Source organism: Pseudomonas sp. Tul2A7, assembly GCF_054790505.1.
In genome coordinates this window covers 3,459,463-3,478,024 of the sequence record NZ_CP186499.1, presented here as the reverse complement: position 1 = coordinate 3,478,024, position 18,562 = coordinate 3,459,463, and the positions used below count along the sequence as shown (strand labels likewise).

The following is an 18,562-nucleotide window of genomic DNA, read 5'->3' as shown; positions in this document are numbered from 1 at the left end:
CGGTTCAACTTTGCGGCCTCATCCCTTGAGAAAGTCCGAACATGAACAACAACAAATCATGATCAGGTTTGGTCGCCACGGAGGCTTTCGCCACCCGTGGGACTGCGCAGTGGGCGTCGTCTACAGACGCGCCAACCACCTGCATGCGAGGCTGCTCCCAGGCAGCCACCGCCAATGACGCAACTGCCAAGGCTCCAACCAAAAACAAACCTCGTGCAATTTCTAGTTTCATCGCTATAAACCTTTGATAGCGCTGCCAAACGCCGTCTCATAAAAGTAGACGAGTTTCTTCCAGTCCGCGTCGCGGAACGACGAATGGCGGCGCAATTGCTTCATGTCATGGGAAGCAGCGCGATAGGCGGTCAGACGCTGACGGCATTTCTCCAGATCGATCAAAGCGACCTCGACCTTGGCCGACTCGCCTTCACCAGTCACCCGCACAAACACGTGCTTGATGTAGATGCAGCTGTGCTGCCAACGGCCCTTGTGCATGCGCGCCAGATTCTCGGCGAGGTCCTTGAGCACACGCTCATACACCCCGTCGCCACACTGATCGCGACCGCCGGCCGCCGCCAGCCAATGTTCCAGTTCCTGGAAACCGTCCAGGGATTTGGTTACCAGCAGTGCACGCCATTTGTGCTGCGGATCAGGCTGGGCGCCGCAGAAAACGATTTCCGGCACTCGCACACCGAGCTTGCTCACGCCGGTCAGTGCGTCGAGTTCGCGCAATACGGTCGGACGGCCGAACGGATGCAACCAGCTGCGGTAGATATGTCCGGTCTGACGCTTGGCGTACAGCAGTTGTCCGTCGCGCCCAACGATACGTTGCACACCGCTTTCACCACCCCGGCGCACGTTGGGCTCTTCTACCCATTCACCGCGCTGACTCCAGTAGTAGTCGAAGCGGTCTTGCGGAGCGACTTCCGTTCCCGCTGCAAATTGCACTGCCATCCTGTTACCTCTTGCGTAATACGTAAACTCGCCACATGGCATAGAGCGGAATAAAGTCCAGTTGTTCCTGAATTCGAAAACCTGCCTCCTCGAACTCCTTTTCGACCGTAGCGGCCGGTAACACAAAGCGATTCTGATACTCGCGTTTGTCACGGTTGCGCTCGGCACGCTGGCGTTTCCAGGCCTTGAAATTGCCGTCGACCCACAGCGAAACAATCACACTGTCTCGGGTGACACGCTCGAACTCGCGCAGAATCGCCCGGCGGTGCTCGGCTTCACCGATGTGATGAAGCAGACGCATGCAGAAGATGCTGTCGACGGCGTTATCCGGCAAGGCAATGTCGAACGCAGATGTGTGCAAGGGTTGTACCCGTTTCACCACATCGGCCGGTTGCGCTTGCATGGCCGTCTTGATCATCGACTCGGAATTGTCCGCGCCGATGATTACCCGGTTGGCCTTTTCGCCCAGCAATGGCCAGAACCGCCCTGCACCGCAAGGCAGATCCAGCACCAGCCCCGGTTCGCCGACCAGCGCCAGCGCCTTGCGAGCCAGTTGTTCATCACGCCAGTGAGAGAGCCGACGTCCAAGGCTTTCCTTGTGCTTGCGCAGATATTTCTGCGCGTGCTGATCGTCGTACTTCTCGGAAAAATCGAGTTTGATCGGGCCGGTCATCACCAGGACTCCTGAATTGCTGATGGCACCACCTTAGGGAGCGGCGTGTCAGCGTCAGGTCATCCGTTTGTGAAAAAAATGTCAGGTAAACAGACAAATTATTACAGCGTTATACAGGATTCAGACAGGTTAGAGGGAGTAGCCTTGCGCCACCCCCTGCGTCAGATTCTGCCCAGATCCACTTCGAAGCGGCAGCCATTCGGTTCCATCGTGCTCAGACTGACGGTCCAGCCCTGGTTCTCGCAGATCCGCTGCACCAGCGACAACCCCAGCCCCAGCCCTTCGCCGCGCTTTTCGCTGCCACGCACGAAAGGCTCGAACATGGCTTCGCGCTTTTCTTCCGGAATGCCGACGCCGGAGTCTTCGACCGCGAAGCCGTTGGCAGTGAGTGTCAGGCGAATGAAGCCGCTTTCGGTGTAATGCAGCGCGTTGCGCAACAGGTTGCCCATCACGGCATTCAACAGGGTCGCGTTGTAGCGAATGTCTGATGGACTGCCCGGTTCGAAGACCAGTTCCAAGCCCTTGCTCTCGATCGGCCCGCGCCACAGACACAACAGATTTTCGGCGACTTGCGAGAGGTTTTGCTGAAGTGCCATGCCGGCATCTTCATGCTGGGCGCGCGCCAGCATCAGGAAGGTTTGCACCAACTCGCGCATTTCCTCACTGGCGCGAGCAATACGCTCGACCTGGGAGCGACCACGCTGGTCGATCCCGGGGTTTTCCAGCAGCAGCTCGCAGGAACTGGCCAGCACCATCAGCGGCGTGCGCAATTCATGGCTGACGTCGCTGGTGAACAAACGCTCGCGTGTCAGCGCCTGACGCAGGCGCCCCAATGTGGCATCGAAGGCCACCGCCAGCTCACCCACTTCGTCAGCCGCATAATCCGGTGCCAGCGGTGGTGCCAGCCCGAGTAACTGGTCGCGGTGGCGCACCTGCCGGGCCAGGCGTACCACCGGCGCCATCACCTTGCGCGCGAGCACCCAGCCAAGGAACACCGCCAGTGCCAGGCTGAGCACGAACCCCACCAGCACCACGGCAAACAGCACACGCTCGCGCTCTTCGAAATCGCTTTGATCCTGGAGCAATACGTAACGTCGACCGTCAACGATCTCGACCATCGCGTGATACGACAGCTGCTCGCGAAACACTTCATGGAAACCTGAATCGAGGTGGCGCAGATCCTTGGGCAACTCGAAATCGCCCGGTCCGCCGCTGAAATAGAACAATTGATCCGGCTCCGGACGGTGGCTCCAGTCCGAAACGTTGTCCATCAGCAGCAAACGCTGCAAATCACCGCCCAGCCCTGCCGAAATCAGTTTTTCTTCGACAAGGTGCACGGTCGCGACGATGCCCATGGCAAAGGCACCGGCGACCAGGGCGCTCATCAAGGCAAAGGCAATAATGATCCGCTGGGATAGGCTTTGCTTAAACTCCATTACACATCGGCCAGCCGGTAACCCACGCCGTGCACGGTGTGCAGCAATGGTTTGGTGAACGGTTTGTCGATCACCTGACGCAATTGGTGAACGTGACTGCGCAGGCTGTCGCTGTCCGGGCAATCATCGCCCCACAACGCCTCTTCGAGAATTTCCCGACGCAGCACGTGCGGGCTCTTCTGCATCAACACCGCCAGCAATTTGAGGCCGACCGGGTTGAGCTTCAGCAGTTTTCCGTCGCGGGTCACTTCCAGCGTGTCGAGGTCGTAGCTCAGATCGGCGACCTGCAACGCACGGCGGCCACCCCCCTGTGCACGGCGCATCACCGCTTCGACCCGCGCGGCCAGTTCGGACAAGGCAAATGGTTTGATCAGATAATCATCAGCCCCGGACTTGAAACCCTGCAGACGATCATCGAGCTGATCACGAGCAGTGAGCATGATCACCGGCGTGTCCCGACGGGCGTCTTCACGCAGGCGTTTGCACAGGGTGTAGCCGTCGATGCCCGGCAACATGATGTCGAGCACGATCAGGTCGTAATGCTCGGTGGCGGCCAGATGCAGACCCGACAGACCGTCCTGGGCGCAATCGACGGTATAGCCTTTGAGGCCCAGATAATCGGCCAGATTGGCCAGGATGTCGCGGTTGTCTTCGACCAACAGAATTCGCATGGACACCTCCTCCGTACGGGGTAACGGCCTACTTGGCCCGCGCAGCTTACGGCCAAGTGTGGCTCAGGGCTAGGCGTGTGTCGGGTTGTTTAGCGATAAAAATGCTCATTGCGCACGCCAACGTTTTTTTCACTTTCGGTTAACAAATCGGCGACGCCCGCACGCGCAGACTCCGCGCGGTTGCGCTCCTCAGAACATACTTACCGACCAAGGAATTGCCCATGGCGTCGACTTCTGCCCGTCCCGTTTCCAGGCCACTGAATTTCTGGTTGTGTCTGGGAATACCCGCCGTCGCGGCGATCATTCTGATACTGCTCGAATTGACCGAGCTGGACATGTATCTGGCCCGCCTGTTCTACGACCCGGTTGCCGGCGACTTTATCGGGCGGCACAGTTTTTTTCTTGAAGACATCCTTCACGATCGCGCCAAGCAGGTAGTGATCGCGTTCTCGGTGTTTGCCATCCTCGGTTTCATCGGCGCGTTTTTCCTCGACAGACTAAAACCGTTCAAGCGTGAGCTGGGCTGCCTGGTGCTGTCGCTGGGCCTGGCGACCTCGTTTGTCACTCCGGTCAAAGCCGTGACTGCGGTGCAATGCCCATGGAGCCTGGAGCAATTCGGTGGCCATGAAACCTATAGCAAGTTGATGGAGCATCGCCCACAGACCGACAAGCCCGGGCGTTGCTGGCCGGGTGGTCATGCGGCGACGGGTTTTACTTTGTTTGCGTTGTTCTTTGTCCTGCGTGATCGCCGTCCGCGTCTGGCCAGACAGGCGTTTATCTCTGCCTTTGCATTGGGTTCGGTGTTCTCGATCAGCCGGATGATGCAGGGCGCGCACTTCTTCTCGCACAACGTGTGGACGGCGATTTTCTGCTGGCTGATTTGTCTGGGGTCGTATTACTGGGTGCTGTATCGCCCGGCGGTGAAGGTTCAGCCGGTATTGGCATCAAAACCGGTTAGCGCCTGAAACACAAATCCAATGTAGGAGTGAGCCTGCTCGCGATAGCGGTGTGTCTATCAACATGTATATCGACTGACACACCGCTATCGCGAGCAGGCTCACTCCTACAAGGGTTATGCATGAGGCTAAAATTTGGGCAATAAAAAACCCCGCTGGCTTTCGCCAGCGGGGTTTTGCGTTACAGGGACAAGGCTGGCTTACATCATGCCGCCCATGCCACCCATGCCGCCCATGTCTGGCATGCCGCCGCCAGCAGCGCCGTCTTTCTTCGGCGCGTCAGCTACAGCTGCTTCGGTGGTCAGGATCAGACCGCCGATCGACGAGGCTGCTTGCAGAGCGGAACGGGTAACCTTGGTTGGGTCCAGGATGCCCATTTCGATCATGTCGCCGTATTCGCCAGTCGCAGCGTTGTAACCGAAGTTACCTTTGCCGTTCTTGACTTCGTTGACCACAACGCTTGGCTCGTCGCCGCTGTTGGCAGCGATCTGACGCAGCGGCGCTTCAACAGCGCGACGCAGAACGGCGATACCGACGTCCTGATCAGCGTTGTCGCCTTTCAGGTCAACCAGGGTTTGCAGAGCGCGGATCAGCGCAACACCACCGCCAGGTACCACGCCTTCTTCAACGGCTGCGCGGGTTGCGTGCAGGGCGTCTTCAACGCGGGCTTTCTTCTCTTTCATTTCAACTTCGGAACCAGCGCCAACCTTGATCACTGCAACGCCGCCGGACAGCTTGGCCAGACGCTCTTGCAGTTTTTCACGGTCGTAGTCCGAGGAAGTTTCGGCAACCTGGGCGCGGATCTGAGCGATACGCGATTCGATGTCGCCTGCAACGCCAGCACCGTCAACGATGATGGTGTTTTCCTTGGAGATGGTCACGCGCTTGGCGCTACCGAGGTTTTCCAGGGTAGCGGCTTCCAGGCTCAGGCCGATCTCTTCGGAGATAACGGTACCGCCGGTCAGAACGGCGATGTCCTGCAGCATGGCCTTGCGACGGTCGCCGAAGCCAGGAGCCTTCACGGCTGCGACCTTAACGATGCCACGCATGTTGTTCACAACCAGAGTCGCCAGGGCTTCGCCTTCAACGTCTTCGGAAACGATCAGCAGTGGACGGCCGGCTTTGGCAACGGCTTCCAGCACTGGCAGCATTTCGCGGATGTTCGAGATCTTTTTGTCGACCAGCAGCACCAGTGGGTTGTCCAGTTCGGCAACCATGGTTTCCGGCTTGTTGACGAAGTACGGGGACAGGTAGCCACGGTCGAACTGCATGCCTTCTACAACCGACAGTTCGTTTTCCAGGCCAGTGCCTTCTTCAACGGTGATCACACCTTCTTTACCGACTTTTTCCATGGCTTCGGCAATGATGTCGCCGATGGAGCTGTCGGAGTTGGCCGAGATGGTGCCTACCTGAGCGATGGCCTTGGTGTCAGCGCATGGCTTGGAAAGGTTCTTCAGCTCTTTGACGATAGCGATGGTCGCTTTGTCGATACCGCGCTTCAGGTCCATCGGGTTCATGCCGGCAGCGACGGCTTTCAGGCCTTCGTTGACGATCGACTGAGCCAGAACGGTAGCGGTGGTAGTACCGTCACCAGCGTCATCGTTGGCACGGGAGGCAACGTCTTTGACCAGCTGCGCGCCCATGTTTTCGAAACGGTCTTCGAGTTCGATTTCTTTGGCGACGGAAACGCCGTCCTTGGTGATGGTCGGAGCGCCGAAGCTCTTCTCGATGATCACGTTACGGCCTTTCGGGCCCAGGGTCGCTTTTACTGCGTCAGCCAGGACGTTGACGCCCTTGAGCATTTTTTTACGGGCGGAATCGCCAAACAGAACTTCTTTAGCAGCCATGATCGATATTCCTTAAATACTTTGTAGTAGCGGGAAAATGAACGGGGGTATCAGCCTTCGATAACGGCGAGGATTTCGTTCTCGCTCATTACCAGCAGGTCTTCGCCGTCGACTTTCACAGTGTTGCTGCCGGAGTAAGGACCGAACACAACCTTGTCGCCTTCTTTAACGGACAGTGCGCGCACTTCGCCGTTTTCCAGAGCTTTGCCCGGGCCTACAGCGAGAATCACACCGTGGTTGGCTTTTTCAGCAGCCGAACCTGGCAGGACGATACCGCCAGCGGTTTTCTTTTCTTCTTCGCTGCGACGGATTACGACGCGGTCATGCAGAGGACGAAGCTTCATTGTCGATCTCTCCTAATTGTGGTTTTCATCGGCCGGTGTAGTCCCGGCGGGTTTAACAAATCCGGCCTGCGCCGGTTGCGGTTCGTCAAGCGAGCCGCGGAAGACTGACTGGCTCAAATGCCAGAAACCTTTCGGTGACCGATACATAAGGGCGCATAAGCTTATTACAAGGGCCAGGCGAAAAATTTTTCACCGATGTTCTGCATAAATGCGGCCCATAAACGAGCACGGCACCCGAAGGTGCCGTGCAGCGAGCGCAGTTACTTGCTGTCGCGGTGTTCGAACTCGCCTTCGATCACATCACCCTCGCGGCCCAGAGGCTGACGCGGTGCAGGACCGCCACGGGGTTGCAGGTCGTCGGCGAACGCGCGCTGACGCATGGCCTGCTCTTCGGCGCGCTGGCGCATTTTATTCGCCAGCAGACGACGCGTGAACGGCAGCAGCATGACCAGACCGACCACATCGCTGATAAAGCCAGGCAGGATCAACAGGCCACCGGCCAATGCCAGCATCAGCCCTTCAAGCATGGTTTGCGCAGGCAGTTCGCCACGGTTCAGGCTTTCACGGGCACGCAGGGCCGTAGCCAGACCGGCGACGCGCAGCACGAACACGCCGAACATCGAGCCGAGAATAATCAGCAGCAGGGCCGGGAAAAACCCGATGGAACCTGCCACTTTGACGAATACGAACAGCTCCAGCACTGGAAACAGCAGAAAGAGCAACAGAAAAGGGCGCATCAAAGTTTCCTCAACGCAAGAAATGCCTTGCAGTAAGCCTTAGATGACGTCGCCCTTTCGTGAATTCAAGCGTCGGCCACTGCATTTTTTGGCCAGACCTGTGCGTGAGCCAATGAAACCAAGGCTTCGCGCACTTGTGTCGGCGTATGACAAGGAGCTTGAAACGGTAGCCAGTACAGCGCCTGACCGATGCGCAGGTGCATGCCTTCGCTGTCGATCCCGGCCAGTTGCGCCGGTACGCTTTTCGGTAGACCGGCGAGATCGACATAGTGCGCGATGGCTTTGCCGTGGTCGCTGTTCATGTGCTCGACCATGCTGACTTCAGCCTTGCCGGCGAACGGGTTGGCCAGGGTCAGTTGATCAATCCAGTGAATCGCGCCGAAACCGCCGATGTAGCGGTGGCGCACCGGGCTCAGTACCCAGAAATCGAAGTCGTGGGCCTTGTGATAGTTCTGCGAGTCAGGGAAATAGCGGTAATAACGCTCGGCCGCCGCTTCAATGCTGGCCGTGTCTTCGAGCTTTTGCGCTTCGGCCAGATAGGTCAGGCGACCAACGGCTTGCACATCATCGGCCTCGCGCTCGCCGACGAGCATCGAGCATTTCGGGTCTTTCTGCAGGTTGTGGGTGTGCTGGGCGATGCGGCTGATCAGGATCAGCGGCCGGCCCTGCTCGTCCAGGCAATAAGGCACTACGGAGCCAAAAGGAAAACCGGGCATCGATTTGGAGTGGGTCGACAGCACTCCACGGTATTCCTTGAGAAGCAATTCTCGGGCATTCTTCGCCACTTCAACGCTCAATTTATGACTCCTTAAATAGTATCCGTCGAAAAAACGGACGGGCGCCCGGGATCAAGTCCCAGTCACGCCAGCGGGCAATTCTCATGTGCAAACCAGCCACGGCCGGTGCAGATCGGGAGTCGCTGAAAACAAAAACTACTCAGACCTGCTATCGGGGCATGCGAATGCAACTCAACGACAAAGTAATCATTATCACTGGCGGTTGCCAAGGTTTGGGCCGTTCGATGGCCGAGTATTTCGCCGGCAAAGGCGCGAAGCTCGCCCTCGTCGACCTCAATCAGGAAAAGCTCGACGACGCGGTCGCGGCTTGCAAGGCCAAGGGCGTCGAGGCGCGCAGTTATCTGTGCAACGTCGCCAATGAAGAGCAGGTCGAGCACATGGTCGCTCTGGTTGCCGCTGACTTTGGCGCGATCCACGGCCTGATCAACAACGCCGGGATCCTCCGTGATGGCCTGCTGCTGAAGGTCAAGGATGGCGAAATGACCAAGATGAGCCTGGCACAGTGGCAGGCGGTGATCGACGTCAACCTGACCGGCGTGTTCCTCTGCACCCGTGAAGTGGCGGCGAAAATGGTCGAGCTGAAGAACAGCGGCGCGATCATCAACATCTCGTCGATCTCGCGTGCAGGCAACGTTGGCCAGACCAACTACTCCGCGGCCAAGGCCGGTGTTGCCGCAGCCACCGTGACTTGGGCCAAGGAACTGGCGCGTTATGGCATTCGTGTCGCGGGGATTGCACCGGGTTTCATCGAAACCGAGATGACCCTGGGCATGAAGCCGGAAGCGCTGGAGAAAATGACTTCGGGGATTCCGCTCAAGCGCATGGGCAAGCCGGAAGAGATTGCGCATTCGGCGGCGTATATCTTCGAAAACGACTATTACACCGGACGGATTCTGGAGATGGATGGCGGGTTGCGGATCTGACTGCCAACACAAAACAAATGTAGGAGTGAGCCTGCTCGCGATTGCGGTCATTCATTCAACAAATCTGTTGAATGTTATTCCGCTATCGCGAGCAGGCTCACTCCTACAGGGTTATCGCTGTTGCTGATTGATCAATCGTCGCTGATGGTGATATTCGGCATCGCCGGCGTCGCCGCTTCCTGCAACACAATCCGCGCGCCGACGTGGCGGGCCAGTTCCTGATAGACCATGGCAATCTGGCTGTCCGGCTCGGCGATCACCGTTGGCTTGCCGCCATCGGCCTGCTCACGGATCAACATCGACAACGGCAGCGAAGCCAGCAGTTCCACACCGTACTGGGTCGCCAGTTTCTCACCGCCGCCCTCACCGAACAGATGCTCGGCATGCCCGCAGTTCGAGCAGATGTGCACGGCCATGTTTTCCACTACGCCCAGCACCGGAATGTTGACCTTGCGGAACATTTCCACGCCCTTGCGCGCGTCGAGCAGGGCTAGATCCTGCGGGGTGGTGACGATGACAGCGCCGGCCACCGGGACTTTCTGTGCCAGGGTCAACTGAATGTCGCCAGTGCCCGGCGGCATGTCGATAACCAGATAGTCCAGATCGCCCCACGCGGTTTGCGTGACCAGTTGCAGCAGTGCGCCGGAGACCATCGGCCCGCGCCAGACCATCGGCGTGTTGTCGTCGGTCAGGAACGCCATCGACATGACTTCAACGCCATGGGCCTTGAGCGGCACGAACCACTTCTGATCCTTGACCTCCGGGCGGGTGCGCTCGGGGATGCCGAACATGATGCCTTGGCTCGGGCCGTAGATATCGGCGTCGAGAATGCCGACTTTGGCGCCTTCACGGGCCAGCGCCAGCGCCAGGTTGGCGGCGGTGGTCGATTTACCCACACCGCCCTTGCCCGAGGCCACGGCGACCACGTTCTTGACGTTGGCCAGCCCCGGGATCTGCGCCTGGGCTTTGTGCGCGGCGATGACTGTATTGATCTCTACTTTCGCGGCCGCGACACCGTCAAGGTTCTCGATGGCCAATTGCAGCATTTGCGCCCAGCCGCTCTTGAACAGGCCGGCGGCGTATCCGATTTCCAGCTGCACGTTGACGCGGTCACCGACGATCTCGATGTGCTTCACGCAACCGGCGCTGACCGGGTCCTGGTTCAGGTAAGGGTCGGTGTATTGGCTGAGGACGGCTTCCACCGCTGCGCGAGTGATGGCGCTCATGGGCAACTCCGATAACAAGACTGGGAAAAGATGGCGGGTATCCTACCCCTTCTATCCTCCGGACGGCATGCCCGGCAACGATTTGCAGGGGTGAAATATCTTGCCCGGCGCTTTATAGTGGCCGACCTCCGTTTCATCAAGTAGCGAAGCCCCACATGTCCGAACCACGCAAGATCCTCGTCACCAGCGCCCTGCCCTACGCCAACGGTTCGATTCACCTTGGCCATATGCTGGAATATATCCAGACCGATATGTGGGTGCGCTTCCAGAAGCATCGCGGCAATCAATGCATCTACGTCTGCGCCGACGACGCCCACGGTTCGGCGATCATGCTGCGCGCGGAAAAGGAAGGCATCACCCCGGAACAACTGATCGCCAATGTGCAGGCTGAACACAGCGCCGACTTTGCCGAGTTTCTGGTTGATTTCGACAACTTCCACTCCACTCACGCCGAAGAAAACCGTGAGCTGTCGAGCCAGATCTACATCAAGCTGCGTGACGCCGGGCACATCGCCCAACGCTCGATCACCCAGTATTTCGACCCGGAAAAGAAAATGTTCCTGGCCGACCGCTTCATCAAGGGCACCTGCCCGAAATGCGGCACCGAAGACCAATACGGCGACAACTGCGAAAAGTGCGGTGCGACCTACGCACCGACTGACCTGAAGGATCCGAAGTCGGCCATCTCTGGCGCCACCCCGGTGCTCAAGGATTCCCAGCACTTCTTCTTCAAACTGCCAGACTTCCAGCAAATGCTGCAGACCTGGACCCGAAGCGGCACCCTGCAAGACGCCGTCGCCAACAAGATCGCCGAATGGCTCGACGCCGGCCTGCAGCAGTGGGACATCTCCCGCGATGCGCCGTACTTCGGTTTCGAGATCCCGGGCGAGCCGGGCAAGTATTTCTACGTGTGGCTGGATGCGCCGATCGGCTACATGGCCAGCTTCAAGAACCTCTGCGAGCGCACGCCGGAACTGGATTTCGACGCGTTCTGGGGCAAGGACTCCACTGCCGAGCTGTACCACTTCATCGGCAAGGACATCGTCAATTTCCACGCGCTGTTCTGGCCAGCGATGCTCGAAGGCGCGGGCTACCGCAAGCCGACCGGCATCAACGTACACGGCTACCTGACTGTCAACGGCCAGAAAATGTCCAAATCGCGCGGCACCTTCATCAAGGCCCGAACGTATCTGGATCACCTGTCGCCGGAATACCTGCGCTATTACTACGCGGCCAAACTCGGTCGTGGCGTCGATGACCTCGACCTGAACCTCGAGGACTTCGTGCAGAAGGTCAACTCCGACCTGGTCGGCAAAGTGGTCAACATCGCCAGCCGTTGCGCCGGTTTCATCCACAAAGGTAACGGCGGCCTGCTGGTCGGCACCAATGCCGCGCCAGAACTGACCGAAGCGTTCCTCGCTGCCGCGCCAAGCATTGCCGATGCTTATGAAGCCCGCGACTTCGCCCGTGCCATGCGTGAAACCATGGCCCTGGCCGACCGTGCCAACGCGTGGATCGCCGACAAGGCGCCGTGGTCGTTGAACAAACAGGAAGGCAAGCAGGATGAAGTCCAGGCGATCTGCGCCACCGCCATCAACCTGTTCCGCCAACTGGTGATCTTCCTCAAACCGGTGCTGCCGCTGCTGGCCGCCGATGCCGAGGCGTTCCTCAATGTCGCCCCGCTGACCTGGAACGACCACACCACCCTGCTGGCCAACCACCAGTTGAACGAATTCAAGCCGTTGATGACCCGCATTGACCCGGTAAAAGTGCAAGCCATGAGCGACGCCTCGAAAGAAGACCTGACCGCCAGCCAGACCGACACCGGTGCTGCTGCGCCTGCCGGCAACGGCGAACTGGCCAAGGATCCGCTGTCGCCGGAAATCGACTTCGACGCGTTTGCCGCCATCGACCTGCGCGTCGCATTGATCGTCAAGGCCGAACATGTGGAGGGTGCCGACAAACTGCTGCGCCTGACACTGGATATCGGTGACGAGCAACGCAACGTGTTCTCGGGCATCAAGAGCGCTTACCCGGATCCGTCCAAACTCGACGGTCGCCTGACCATGATGATCGCCAACCTCAAGCCACGGAAAATGAAGTTCGGTATCTCCGAAGGCATGGTGATGGCGGCCGGCCCTGGCGGTGAAGAAATCTACCTGCTGAGCCCGGACAGCGGCGCCAAGCCGGGTCAGCGCATCAAGTAACAGCTGGCGGTCAATTGATCCCACAGGCGTGCCCGGCATGCCTGTGGGATTTTTCATATCTGGCCGGATAATGCCTAACCTAAAGAGACACACGCCCGTTTCGCTGGCAGAACCATGACCGAACTTGTGCTTACGCTCATCAGTGCTGCACTGCTCAACAACTTCGTGTTGCACTGGCCGCTGGGCGTCGATCCGCTGTTGGCGGGCAGTCGTCGCCAGGTGCATGCGCTGGGGCTGGCGACGTTGTGTCTGATGCTGGTCGTCGGTGTACTCGGTTACGCGCTCTGGCATTGGCTGTTGGTGCCATTGCAACTGGAAGCCCTGCACCTGTTCGTCTTCCTGCCGCTGAACGTGCTATTGATCGCACCGATCCTGAAACTGTTGGCGCATTGGCTGCCCGCCTGGCCATTCGACGGGTTGTGGCCGCTGTTGCTGGGCAATGCCGGCGTACTCGGGCTGACGTTGATCAATGTGCAAGACGATCAAGGCCTGTTGCACGCGACGGCTTTGAGCCTCGGTGCCGGGCTGGGCTTCTGGCTGGTCCTGAGCCTGTTCCAGGATTTGCGTGAACGCACGGTCGACAACGATATTCCCCTGCCCTTCCGTGGCCTGCCGATCGATCTGATCGGCGCCGGACTGATCGCAGTGATTTTTCTCGGATTCAGTGGACTGATCAAAACATGAGTCTGATTCAACGCATCGATGCCCTTCTGCCGCAGACCCAATGCGGCAAATGCGGCCATCCCGGATGCAAGCCGTACGCACAAGGCATCGCCGAGGGCGAGCCGATCAACAAGTGTCCGCCGGGCGGTGAAGAAACCATTGTGGCGCTGGCCGAGCTGTTGAAAGTGCCGGTGCTGGAACTCGATATCAGTCGCGGTTCGGCGCCGCCGCAGGTTGCCTTTATCCGCGAAGCCGAATGCATCGGCTGCACCAAATGCATTCAGGCCTGTCCGATCGATGCCATCGTCGGCGCGGCAAAATTGATGCACACCGTGATCATCGATGAATGCACCGGATGCGACCTGTGCGTCGCCCCATGCCCGGTGGATTGCATTGAAATGCACCCGCTGCCGCTCGGCACGCTGCCGGTGGTGGGAGGTCTGGCCGTCAATCTCGACGAGCAACGCGCCCGCGCCGCAAAGCGTGATCACGCACGCCAGCGCTTTGAGCGACGTAATGAGCGTCTGCGACGGGAAGAACAACAGAAACAGGCTGAGCGTGAAGCCCGAGCGAAACGGGCGGCGCAACCTGAAGTGTCCGCAACCGACCCGGTGCAGGCGGCGCTGGAACGGGTGCGTGCGCAAAAAGCGGCGACCGCAGATGCGGCGTTGAAGAAAGCCAAGATCGATGTGGCGATGAGCCGGGCACAATTGCACAAGTCGTTGAAAGCTTTTGGCCATCCGCCGACGTTCGAGCAACAGTCGCAACTGATCGTGCTGCAGCAGCAGTTCGAGGTCGCGGAACACGCTTTGGCAAAACTCGAAACCAGCGCCCCTCCGGCCCCGATCGTCACGGCGCCGGCGAAAGATGCTGATTTGAAACGGGCGAAGATCCAACTGGCCATGCGCCGCGCCGAACTGAAAAAAGCGCAGACCGCCGAAGCCGCGCCGGAACAGATCGCTACCCTGGAACAGGCTTTGCGCGATGCCGAGCAGGCTTTGCATGATGCCGAAGCGGCCAGCGAGCAGCCTTTGCCTGACCTGGTGCGAGTAGAAAAGCGCCCTATCGACAGCCACCTTCGCCAGTTGAAAACCGAATTGGCCTACGCTCGCGCGGACCTCAACAAACTCGAACGCCGCGCCGACACCCCGGCCGAAACCCTCGACAAGGCCCGCGCCCGCCTGCAAGACGCCGAGCGCCAGGTGCAAGACCATGCCGCCCCTTGAGGCTCTGGACTTTCGCCTGCAACAGGCAATGAGGCAGGTGCTGCTAGCCACTCTACCGGGACTGCTGGCCCTGGTCTGGTGGTACGGGTGGGGCGTTTTGATCAATCTGATCCTGTCCGCCAGCACTGCGTTGGTGGTCGAGGCCGGTATTACCCGCCTGCGCCGGCAACCGTTGCGGCCCACCCTGAGCGACGGCAGCGCGCTGGTCAGTGCAACGCTGCTTGCCGCAGCCTTGCCGCCATATTGCCCTTGGTGGCTGACAGTGGTCGCGATCGCTTCGGGCCTGCTGTTTGGCAAACACCTGTACGGCGGCGTAGGCAAAAACCCGTTCAATCCGGCCATGCTCGGTTTTGCCCTGGCGATCGTGATGTTCTCGCAGCCGATGACGCAGTGGCCTGTCCACAGTATGAGTCTGCTCGACGCCGTCCAGCAGGTATTCAACCCACGGCAGGCGCCGGATGCCTGGGTTCAGGCCACGGCGCTGGACACCTTGCGCATCAACAAAAGCCTGACCATCGATGAACTCTTCGCCGCCAACCCGGCCTTCGGGCAATTCGGCGGACATGGCGTGGAATGGGTGAATCTGGCGTTTCTGGTTGGCGGGCTGTTTTTGCTGCAACGGCGAGTGTTCGGCTGGCACGCGCCGGTCGGTATGCTCGCCAGCCTGTTTCTGGTCAGTCTGCTGTGCTGGAATGGCTCAGGCTCCGACTCTCACGGCTCGCCAGTGTTCCACCTGCTGAGCGGCGCAACCATGCTCGGCGCATTTTTCATCATTACTGAACCGGTGTCCGGCGCCAAAAGCGCGCTCGCCCGCCTGCTTTTCGGTGTTGGCGTCGGGTTGCTGACTTATCTGATTCGTACGTGGGGTGGTTACCCGGACGGTGTTGCGTTTGCCGTATTGCTGATGAATCTCTGCGTACCGGCACTGGAACGCTTTGCCGTAAGCCGACAGGCACGGACGGCGCCATGAACCGATTGACGAGTGCACTCACCCTGCTGCTGTTGACCATTGTCGGCGCCGGTACGACGTATCTGGTGCAACGCAGCAATGCCCCGCAGATTGCCGCCGAGCAACGCCTGATCGACAGCCACAAACTGCTCGATGTGCTCGCAATCAATAGTTACGACAATCAACCGCTGGAGCAGCCGCTGGCATTGGCGAATATCGCCTTGCCCCATAGCACGCTGACCGGCGGCTATCGCGCGACCCAGGCTGGGCGACCGGTAGCTGTGTTGTTGCGTAGCCAGTCCCAAGGTTATGCGGGCACTATCGAGTTACTGATCGCCATTGATGCCCAGGGAAAACTGCTGGGTGTGAAGTCCCTCAAGCAAAATGAAACTCCAGCGCTCGGCGGGCATTTGGGTGACTGGCCGAATGCCTGGCTTGGGACATTCACCGGCAAATCCAGTGATGAACCGACGGATACCGGTTGGGCTTTGAAAAAGGATCAAGGCCAATTTGATCAGATAGCCGGGGCGACGATTACGTCCCGCGCGGCGATCAACGCGATCCATGACGCGTTGCGCTACTTCGATGCCCATCGAACGGCGCTGCTGGGGAGCGAACCATGAAGCGGATGGCAAAGCTGTCGAACTCACTGATGCTGGTAATCCTGCTGGGCACAACCAGCTCCCTGGCGGGCGCGTTGGGAGCCGCTTTGATGTTCATCACTGTGGCCGGTGCATACGGCTTTTGCATGGCACCTTTGCGATGCCGTACGTCGGGGGCAAGGACATTGCTGGCGAGTTTGTTGCTCGCGGCTACGTTGACCAGTTGTGCGGAGATCTTCGCGCAACGCTGGTTTTTGCCATGGCACCAGGCTTTTGGTCTCTACGCTGGCCTGATCGGGCTGCAGTGCGTGGTGCTGGAGCACCATGGATTTTTCCGCCAGACACTGACCGAGCGCCTCAGACCCAGTGCCGGATTTGGCGTTTTGATGCTGATACTTGCCGGGTTACGAGAGCTCGCGGGCCGCGGAACCCTCGGTCACGGCCTGTTCGAACACTGGCAAGGTCTGCTCTTATTCAGTGCCGGGTTGCATTTGGCAACCGTGGTTCCCGGCGCTTTGATTTCGTTGGGGCTGCTGCTCGCAGCTCGTCAGGCGTGGACCGGCTCGAACTCTATTTTCAAGGAAACGCATCGCCCATGAATGCCGCAAAACGTCTTGAGATTTTTCGTCGACTGCATGAGGACAACCCCGAGCCGAAAACCGAACTGGCCTATACCTCGCCGTTCGAACTGCTGATTGCGGTAATTCTTTCAGCGCAATCGACCGACGTCGGTGTCAACAAAGCGACAGCGAAGCTGTTTCCGGTTGCCAACACGCCTTCAGCGATCCATGCACTGGGCGTCGAAGGGCTGTCCGAATACATCAAGACCATCGGCCTCTACAACAGCAAGGCCAAGAACGTCATCGAGACCTGCCGCTTGCTGGTCGAACGCCACGGCGGTGCAGTACCACAAACGCGTGAAGAGCTTGAAGCCTTGCCCGGCGTCGGTCGCAAAACCGCCAATGTGGTACTCAATACAGCTTTTCGCCAGTTGACCATGGCCGTCGATACGCACATCTTCCGCGTCAGCAACCGGACCGGCATCGCTCCCGGCAAGAATGTTGTCGAAGTGGAAAACAAGCTGATGAAGTTTGTACCCAGGCAATTCTTGCTCGACTCCCATCACTGGCTGATTCTCCACGGGCGCTATGTGTGTCTGGCCCGCAAGCCGCGGTGCGGTAGCTGCCGAATTGAAGACCTGTGCGAGTACAAACACAAAACATCGGACGATTGACCGGCTATTGGAATTATTGAATGGTCGATTGAAAAAATCTTTTTTACCCGACGCGGGAATGTCGATATAAGGAGCGCCAAAGGCAGTCTTAGTGTGGGAGTGATTTATGAGTACTGACAAAGAGGAACTGGAGCTGGATGACGACATCACGGAGGCAGATGACGCCGAACCGGCGGTTGAAGTTGCCAAGACCAATCTGAGCAAGCGCCGCACTATCGACAACCTGCTTGAGGAGCGCCGACTGCTAAAGCGATTGGCCGATTACGACTTTGATCTTTGAAACTTGAAAGCCTCCCGAACCGGAGGCTTTTTACTTTCTGCGACTCACTGAATTCGATCGGCCCATGACCCCGTCAGCGACTGAAAGATTCAGACGAGCCCATTGCGCTGCGCTAACTCGATCAGATCTACCAGCGAGCGCGCATTGAGTTTCAGCAACAAGCGGGTCTTGTAAGTGCTCACGGTTTTGTTGCTCAGGAACATGCCATCGGCGATTTCCTTGTTCGTCTTGCCCCGCGCCAACTGCTGCAACACCATCATTTCGCGACCGGAAAGGCGATCCACCATATCGGCTTCACTGGCATTACCCAAACTGGTCCGCACTGTGTGGAGTGCCTGATTGGGAAAGTAACTGTATCCGGATAAAACCGCCTTGATCGCACTCAACAACTCGGTGAGATCCTGCTGTTTACAGACATAACCCGCCGCCCCTGATTGCATGCAGCGCATCGAAAAGTGCCCAGGGGCTTGCGAAGTCAACACCAGCACTTTAATAGGCATGGTTGTCGAAGTCAGGCGAGCAATAACCTCAAGCCCATCAAGTTTCGGTATTCCAATATCCAGAATGACTATATCCGGCATTTGCTCGCGAGCAAGTTGTAATGCATCTACACCATTATCAGTTTCTGCAATCACTTCGTAGCCATGACGTTCCATCAGCATACGTACCGCGAGACGAATGACGGGGTGGTCATCCACGATCAGCACTTTATTCATGGGCAAGTCCAGTTTCGCTGTTCGAGTTTTTAGAACACGCACAATAGCCCAGTCACTTGCCCCTTAGTATGCCAAGCCTTTCATGGACTCGCATCGCAAGACATCCCCTACAGTGATTGAGGAT

Annotated in this window: 21 protein-coding genes; 10 read left to right on the top strand and 11 right to left on the bottom strand. The window is 58.6% G+C overall.

Annotated features, from left to right (window positions below; translation table 11 throughout):
• Window positions 1-4: 4 nt before the first annotated feature.
• The 5 genes from ACOYXJ_RS15700 to colR form a co-directional block, all read right to left on the bottom strand.
• A complete protein-coding gene (locus ACOYXJ_RS15700; RefSeq protein ID WP_034153490.1) occupies window positions 5-232 on the bottom strand; it encodes a hypothetical protein in 228 nt (75 codons plus the stop codon).
• Between the two features lie 2 nt (window positions 233-234).
• A complete protein-coding gene (locus ACOYXJ_RS15695) occupies window positions 235-951 on the bottom strand; it encodes a lipopolysaccharide kinase InaA family protein (protein ID WP_095123301.1) in 717 nt (238 codons plus the stop codon).
• Window positions 952-955: 4 nt separating this feature from the next.
• Window positions 956-1,624 carry a class I SAM-dependent methyltransferase gene (locus tag ACOYXJ_RS15690; RefSeq protein ID WP_122598847.1) on the bottom strand — a complete coding sequence of 223 codons (669 nt, stop codon included), beginning with the start codon at window positions 1,622-1,624 and terminating at the stop codon, window positions 956-958.
• 161 nt (window positions 1,625-1,785) lie between these two features.
• Window positions 1,786-3,060, bottom strand: coding sequence for a sensor histidine kinase (locus ACOYXJ_RS15685; RefSeq protein ID WP_150794585.1), 1,275 nt, complete (start codon window positions 3,058-3,060; stop codon window positions 1,786-1,788).
• A complete protein-coding gene (gene colR / locus ACOYXJ_RS15680) occupies window positions 3,060-3,731 on the bottom strand; it encodes a two-component system response regulator ColR (protein WP_095123294.1) in 672 nt (223 codons plus the stop codon). Before colR ends, ACOYXJ_RS15685 begins: the two co-directional genes overlap by 1 nt.
• A 221-nt stretch (window positions 3,732-3,952) precedes the next feature.
• Between colR and ACOYXJ_RS15675 the strand changes: the two genes are divergently transcribed.
• Window positions 3,953-4,696 carry a phosphatase PAP2 family protein gene (locus ACOYXJ_RS15675; protein ID WP_460370326.1) on the top strand — a complete coding sequence of 248 codons (744 nt, stop codon included), beginning with the start codon at window positions 3,953-3,955 and terminating at the stop codon, window positions 4,694-4,696.
• A gap of 191 nt (window positions 4,697-4,887) precedes the next feature.
• Here ACOYXJ_RS15675 and groL read toward each other — a convergent pair whose 3' ends face one another.
• The 4 genes from groL to ACOYXJ_RS15655 all read right to left on the bottom strand — a co-directional run bounded on the left by groL (window position 4,888) and on the right by ACOYXJ_RS15655 (window position 8,412).
• Window positions 4,888-6,534 (bottom strand): chaperonin GroEL, encoded by a 1,647-nt coding sequence (gene groL, locus ACOYXJ_RS15670; protein ID WP_150794587.1) that lies wholly within the window; start codon window positions 6,532-6,534, stop codon window positions 4,888-4,890.
• A 50-nt stretch (window positions 6,535-6,584) separates the two neighbouring features.
• Window positions 6,585-6,878: a co-chaperone GroES gene (locus tag ACOYXJ_RS15665; protein ID WP_007916610.1), complete on the bottom strand. Its 294-nt coding sequence runs from the start codon at window positions 6,876-6,878 to the stop codon at window positions 6,585-6,587.
• A 260-nt stretch (window positions 6,879-7,138) separates the two neighbouring features.
• Window positions 7,139-7,615 carry an FxsA family protein gene (locus ACOYXJ_RS15660; protein ID WP_102901046.1) on the bottom strand — a complete coding sequence of 159 codons (477 nt, stop codon included), beginning with the start codon at window positions 7,613-7,615 and terminating at the stop codon, window positions 7,139-7,141.
• A gap of 65 nt (window positions 7,616-7,680) precedes the next feature.
• On the bottom strand, window positions 7,681-8,412 hold the full coding sequence (locus ACOYXJ_RS15655) for a HugZ family pyridoxamine 5'-phosphate oxidase (protein ID WP_150794588.1): 732 nt from the start codon (window positions 8,410-8,412) through the stop codon (window positions 7,681-7,683).
• A 164-nt stretch (window positions 8,413-8,576) separates the two neighbouring features.
• Between ACOYXJ_RS15655 and ACOYXJ_RS15650 the strand changes: the two genes are divergently transcribed.
• Window positions 8,577-9,335, top strand: coding sequence for an SDR family oxidoreductase (locus ACOYXJ_RS15650; RefSeq protein ID WP_460370323.1), 759 nt, complete (start codon window positions 8,577-8,579; stop codon window positions 9,333-9,335).
• 131 nt (window positions 9,336-9,466) lie between these two features.
• Here the strand turns inward: ACOYXJ_RS15650 and apbC are convergent, their stop codons facing one another.
• Window positions 9,467-10,561: an iron-sulfur cluster carrier protein ApbC gene (gene apbC, locus ACOYXJ_RS15645; protein WP_007916614.1), complete on the bottom strand. Its 1,095-nt coding sequence runs from the start codon at window positions 10,559-10,561 to the stop codon at window positions 9,467-9,469.
• 155 nt (window positions 10,562-10,716) lie between these two features.
• Between apbC and metG the strand changes: the two genes are divergently transcribed.
• The 8 genes from metG (at window position 10,717) to ACOYXJ_RS15605 (ending at window position 17,722) form a co-directional block, all read left to right on the top strand.
• Entirely contained in the window at window positions 10,717-12,768 is a 2,052-nt protein-coding gene (gene metG / locus ACOYXJ_RS15640) for a methionine--tRNA ligase (protein ID WP_460370321.1), read from the top strand.
• A gap of 114 nt (window positions 12,769-12,882) precedes the next feature.
• On the top strand, window positions 12,883-13,452 hold the full coding sequence (locus ACOYXJ_RS15635; RefSeq protein WP_460370319.1) for an electron transport complex protein RnfA: 570 nt from the start codon (window positions 12,883-12,885) through the stop codon (window positions 13,450-13,452).
• Window positions 13,449-14,657: an electron transport complex subunit RsxB gene (gene rsxB, locus ACOYXJ_RS15630; protein ID WP_460370317.1), complete on the top strand. Its 1,209-nt coding sequence runs from the start codon at window positions 13,449-13,451 to the stop codon at window positions 14,655-14,657. Before ACOYXJ_RS15635 ends, rsxB begins: the two co-directional genes overlap by 4 nt.
• Window positions 14,644-15,627 carry an RnfABCDGE type electron transport complex subunit D gene (locus ACOYXJ_RS15625; RefSeq protein WP_460370315.1) on the top strand — a complete coding sequence of 328 codons (984 nt, stop codon included), beginning with the start codon at window positions 14,644-14,646 and terminating at the stop codon, window positions 15,625-15,627. The genes rsxB and ACOYXJ_RS15625 overlap by 14 nt, the downstream gene beginning before the upstream one ends.
• Entirely contained in the window at window positions 15,624-16,229 is a 606-nt protein-coding gene (locus ACOYXJ_RS15620) for an RnfABCDGE type electron transport complex subunit G (protein ID WP_460370313.1), read from the top strand. Before ACOYXJ_RS15625 ends, ACOYXJ_RS15620 begins: the two co-directional genes overlap by 4 nt.
• The gene (locus ACOYXJ_RS15615; protein WP_460370311.1) at window positions 16,226-16,807 is read left to right on the top strand and encodes an Rnf-Nqr domain containing protein; all 582 of its coding nucleotides are present in this window, start codon (window positions 16,226-16,228) and stop codon (window positions 16,805-16,807) included. The genes ACOYXJ_RS15620 and ACOYXJ_RS15615 overlap by 4 nt, the downstream gene beginning before the upstream one ends.
• A complete protein-coding gene (gene nth / locus ACOYXJ_RS15610) occupies window positions 16,804-17,442 on the top strand; it encodes an endonuclease III (protein ID WP_016986660.1) in 639 nt (212 codons plus the stop codon). The genes ACOYXJ_RS15615 and nth overlap by 4 nt, the downstream gene beginning before the upstream one ends.
• Window positions 17,443-17,548: 106 nt before the next feature.
• Complete coding sequence (locus ACOYXJ_RS15605) at window positions 17,549-17,722, top strand: PA3496 family putative envelope integrity protein (RefSeq protein WP_191622670.1); 174 nt, start codon at window positions 17,549-17,551, stop codon at window positions 17,720-17,722.
• Between the two features lie 89 nt (window positions 17,723-17,811).
• Here ACOYXJ_RS15605 and ACOYXJ_RS15600 read toward each other — a convergent pair whose 3' ends face one another.
• Window positions 17,812-18,438: a response regulator transcription factor gene (locus ACOYXJ_RS15600; protein ID WP_095123262.1), complete on the bottom strand. Its 627-nt coding sequence runs from the start codon at window positions 18,436-18,438 to the stop codon at window positions 17,812-17,814.
• Between the last annotated feature and the right edge of the window lie 124 nt (window positions 18,439-18,562).

Bases quoted from the DNA above. Each gene is read 5' to 3' on its own strand.
- ACOYXJ_RS15675 (WP_460370326.1), top strand. From the start codon at position 3,953: ATGGCGTCGACTTCTGCCCGTCCCGTTTCCAGGCCACTGAATTTCTGG.
- ACOYXJ_RS15700 (WP_034153490.1), bottom strand. From the start codon at position 232: ATGAAACTAGAAATTGCACGAGGTTTGTTTTTGGTTGGAGCCTTGGCA.
- apbC (WP_007916614.1), bottom strand. From the start codon at position 10,561: ATGAGCGCCATCACTCGCGCAGCGGTGGAAGCCGTCCTCAGCCAATAC.
- ACOYXJ_RS15615 (WP_460370311.1), top strand. From the start codon at position 16,226: ATGAAGCGGATGGCAAAGCTGTCGAACTCACTGATGCTGGTAATCCTG.
- ACOYXJ_RS15635 (WP_460370319.1), top strand. From the start codon at position 12,883: ATGACCGAACTTGTGCTTACGCTCATCAGTGCTGCACTGCTCAACAAC.
- ACOYXJ_RS15625 (WP_460370315.1), top strand. From the start codon at position 14,644: ATGCCGCCCCTTGAGGCTCTGGACTTTCGCCTGCAACAGGCAATGAGG.
- rsxB (WP_460370317.1), top strand. From the start codon at position 13,449: ATGAGTCTGATTCAACGCATCGATGCCCTTCTGCCGCAGACCCAATGC.
- ACOYXJ_RS15660 (WP_102901046.1), bottom strand. From the start codon at position 7,615: ATGCGCCCTTTTCTGTTGCTCTTTCTGCTGTTTCCAGTGCTGGAGCTG.
- groL (WP_150794587.1), bottom strand. From the start codon at position 6,534: ATGGCTGCTAAAGAAGTTCTGTTTGGCGATTCCGCCCGTAAAAAAATG.
- ACOYXJ_RS15690 (WP_122598847.1), bottom strand. From the start codon at position 1,624: ATGACCGGCCCGATCAAACTCGATTTTTCCGAGAAGTACGACGATCAG.
- nth (WP_016986660.1), top strand. From the start codon at position 16,804: ATGAATGCCGCAAAACGTCTTGAGATTTTTCGTCGACTGCATGAGGAC.
- ACOYXJ_RS15620 (WP_460370313.1), top strand. From the start codon at position 15,624: ATGAACCGATTGACGAGTGCACTCACCCTGCTGCTGTTGACCATTGTC.
- metG (WP_460370321.1), top strand. From the start codon at position 10,717: ATGTCCGAACCACGCAAGATCCTCGTCACCAGCGCCCTGCCCTACGCC.
- ACOYXJ_RS15605 (WP_191622670.1), top strand. From the start codon at position 17,549: ATGAGTACTGACAAAGAGGAACTGGAGCTGGATGACGACATCACGGAG.
- colR (WP_095123294.1), bottom strand. From the start codon at position 3,731: ATGCGAATTCTGTTGGTCGAAGACAACCGCGACATCCTGGCCAATCTG.
- ACOYXJ_RS15600 (WP_095123262.1), bottom strand. From the start codon at position 18,438: ATGAATAAAGTGCTGATCGTGGATGACCACCCCGTCATTCGTCTCGCG.
- ACOYXJ_RS15665 (WP_007916610.1), bottom strand. From the start codon at position 6,878: ATGAAGCTTCGTCCTCTGCATGACCGCGTCGTAATCCGTCGCAGCGAA.
- ACOYXJ_RS15695 (WP_095123301.1), bottom strand. From the start codon at position 951: ATGGCAGTGCAATTTGCAGCGGGAACGGAAGTCGCTCCGCAAGACCGC.
- ACOYXJ_RS15685 (WP_150794585.1), bottom strand. From the start codon at position 3,060: ATGGAGTTTAAGCAAAGCCTATCCCAGCGGATCATTATTGCCTTTGCC.
- ACOYXJ_RS15650 (WP_460370323.1), top strand. From the start codon at position 8,577: ATGCAACTCAACGACAAAGTAATCATTATCACTGGCGGTTGCCAAGGT.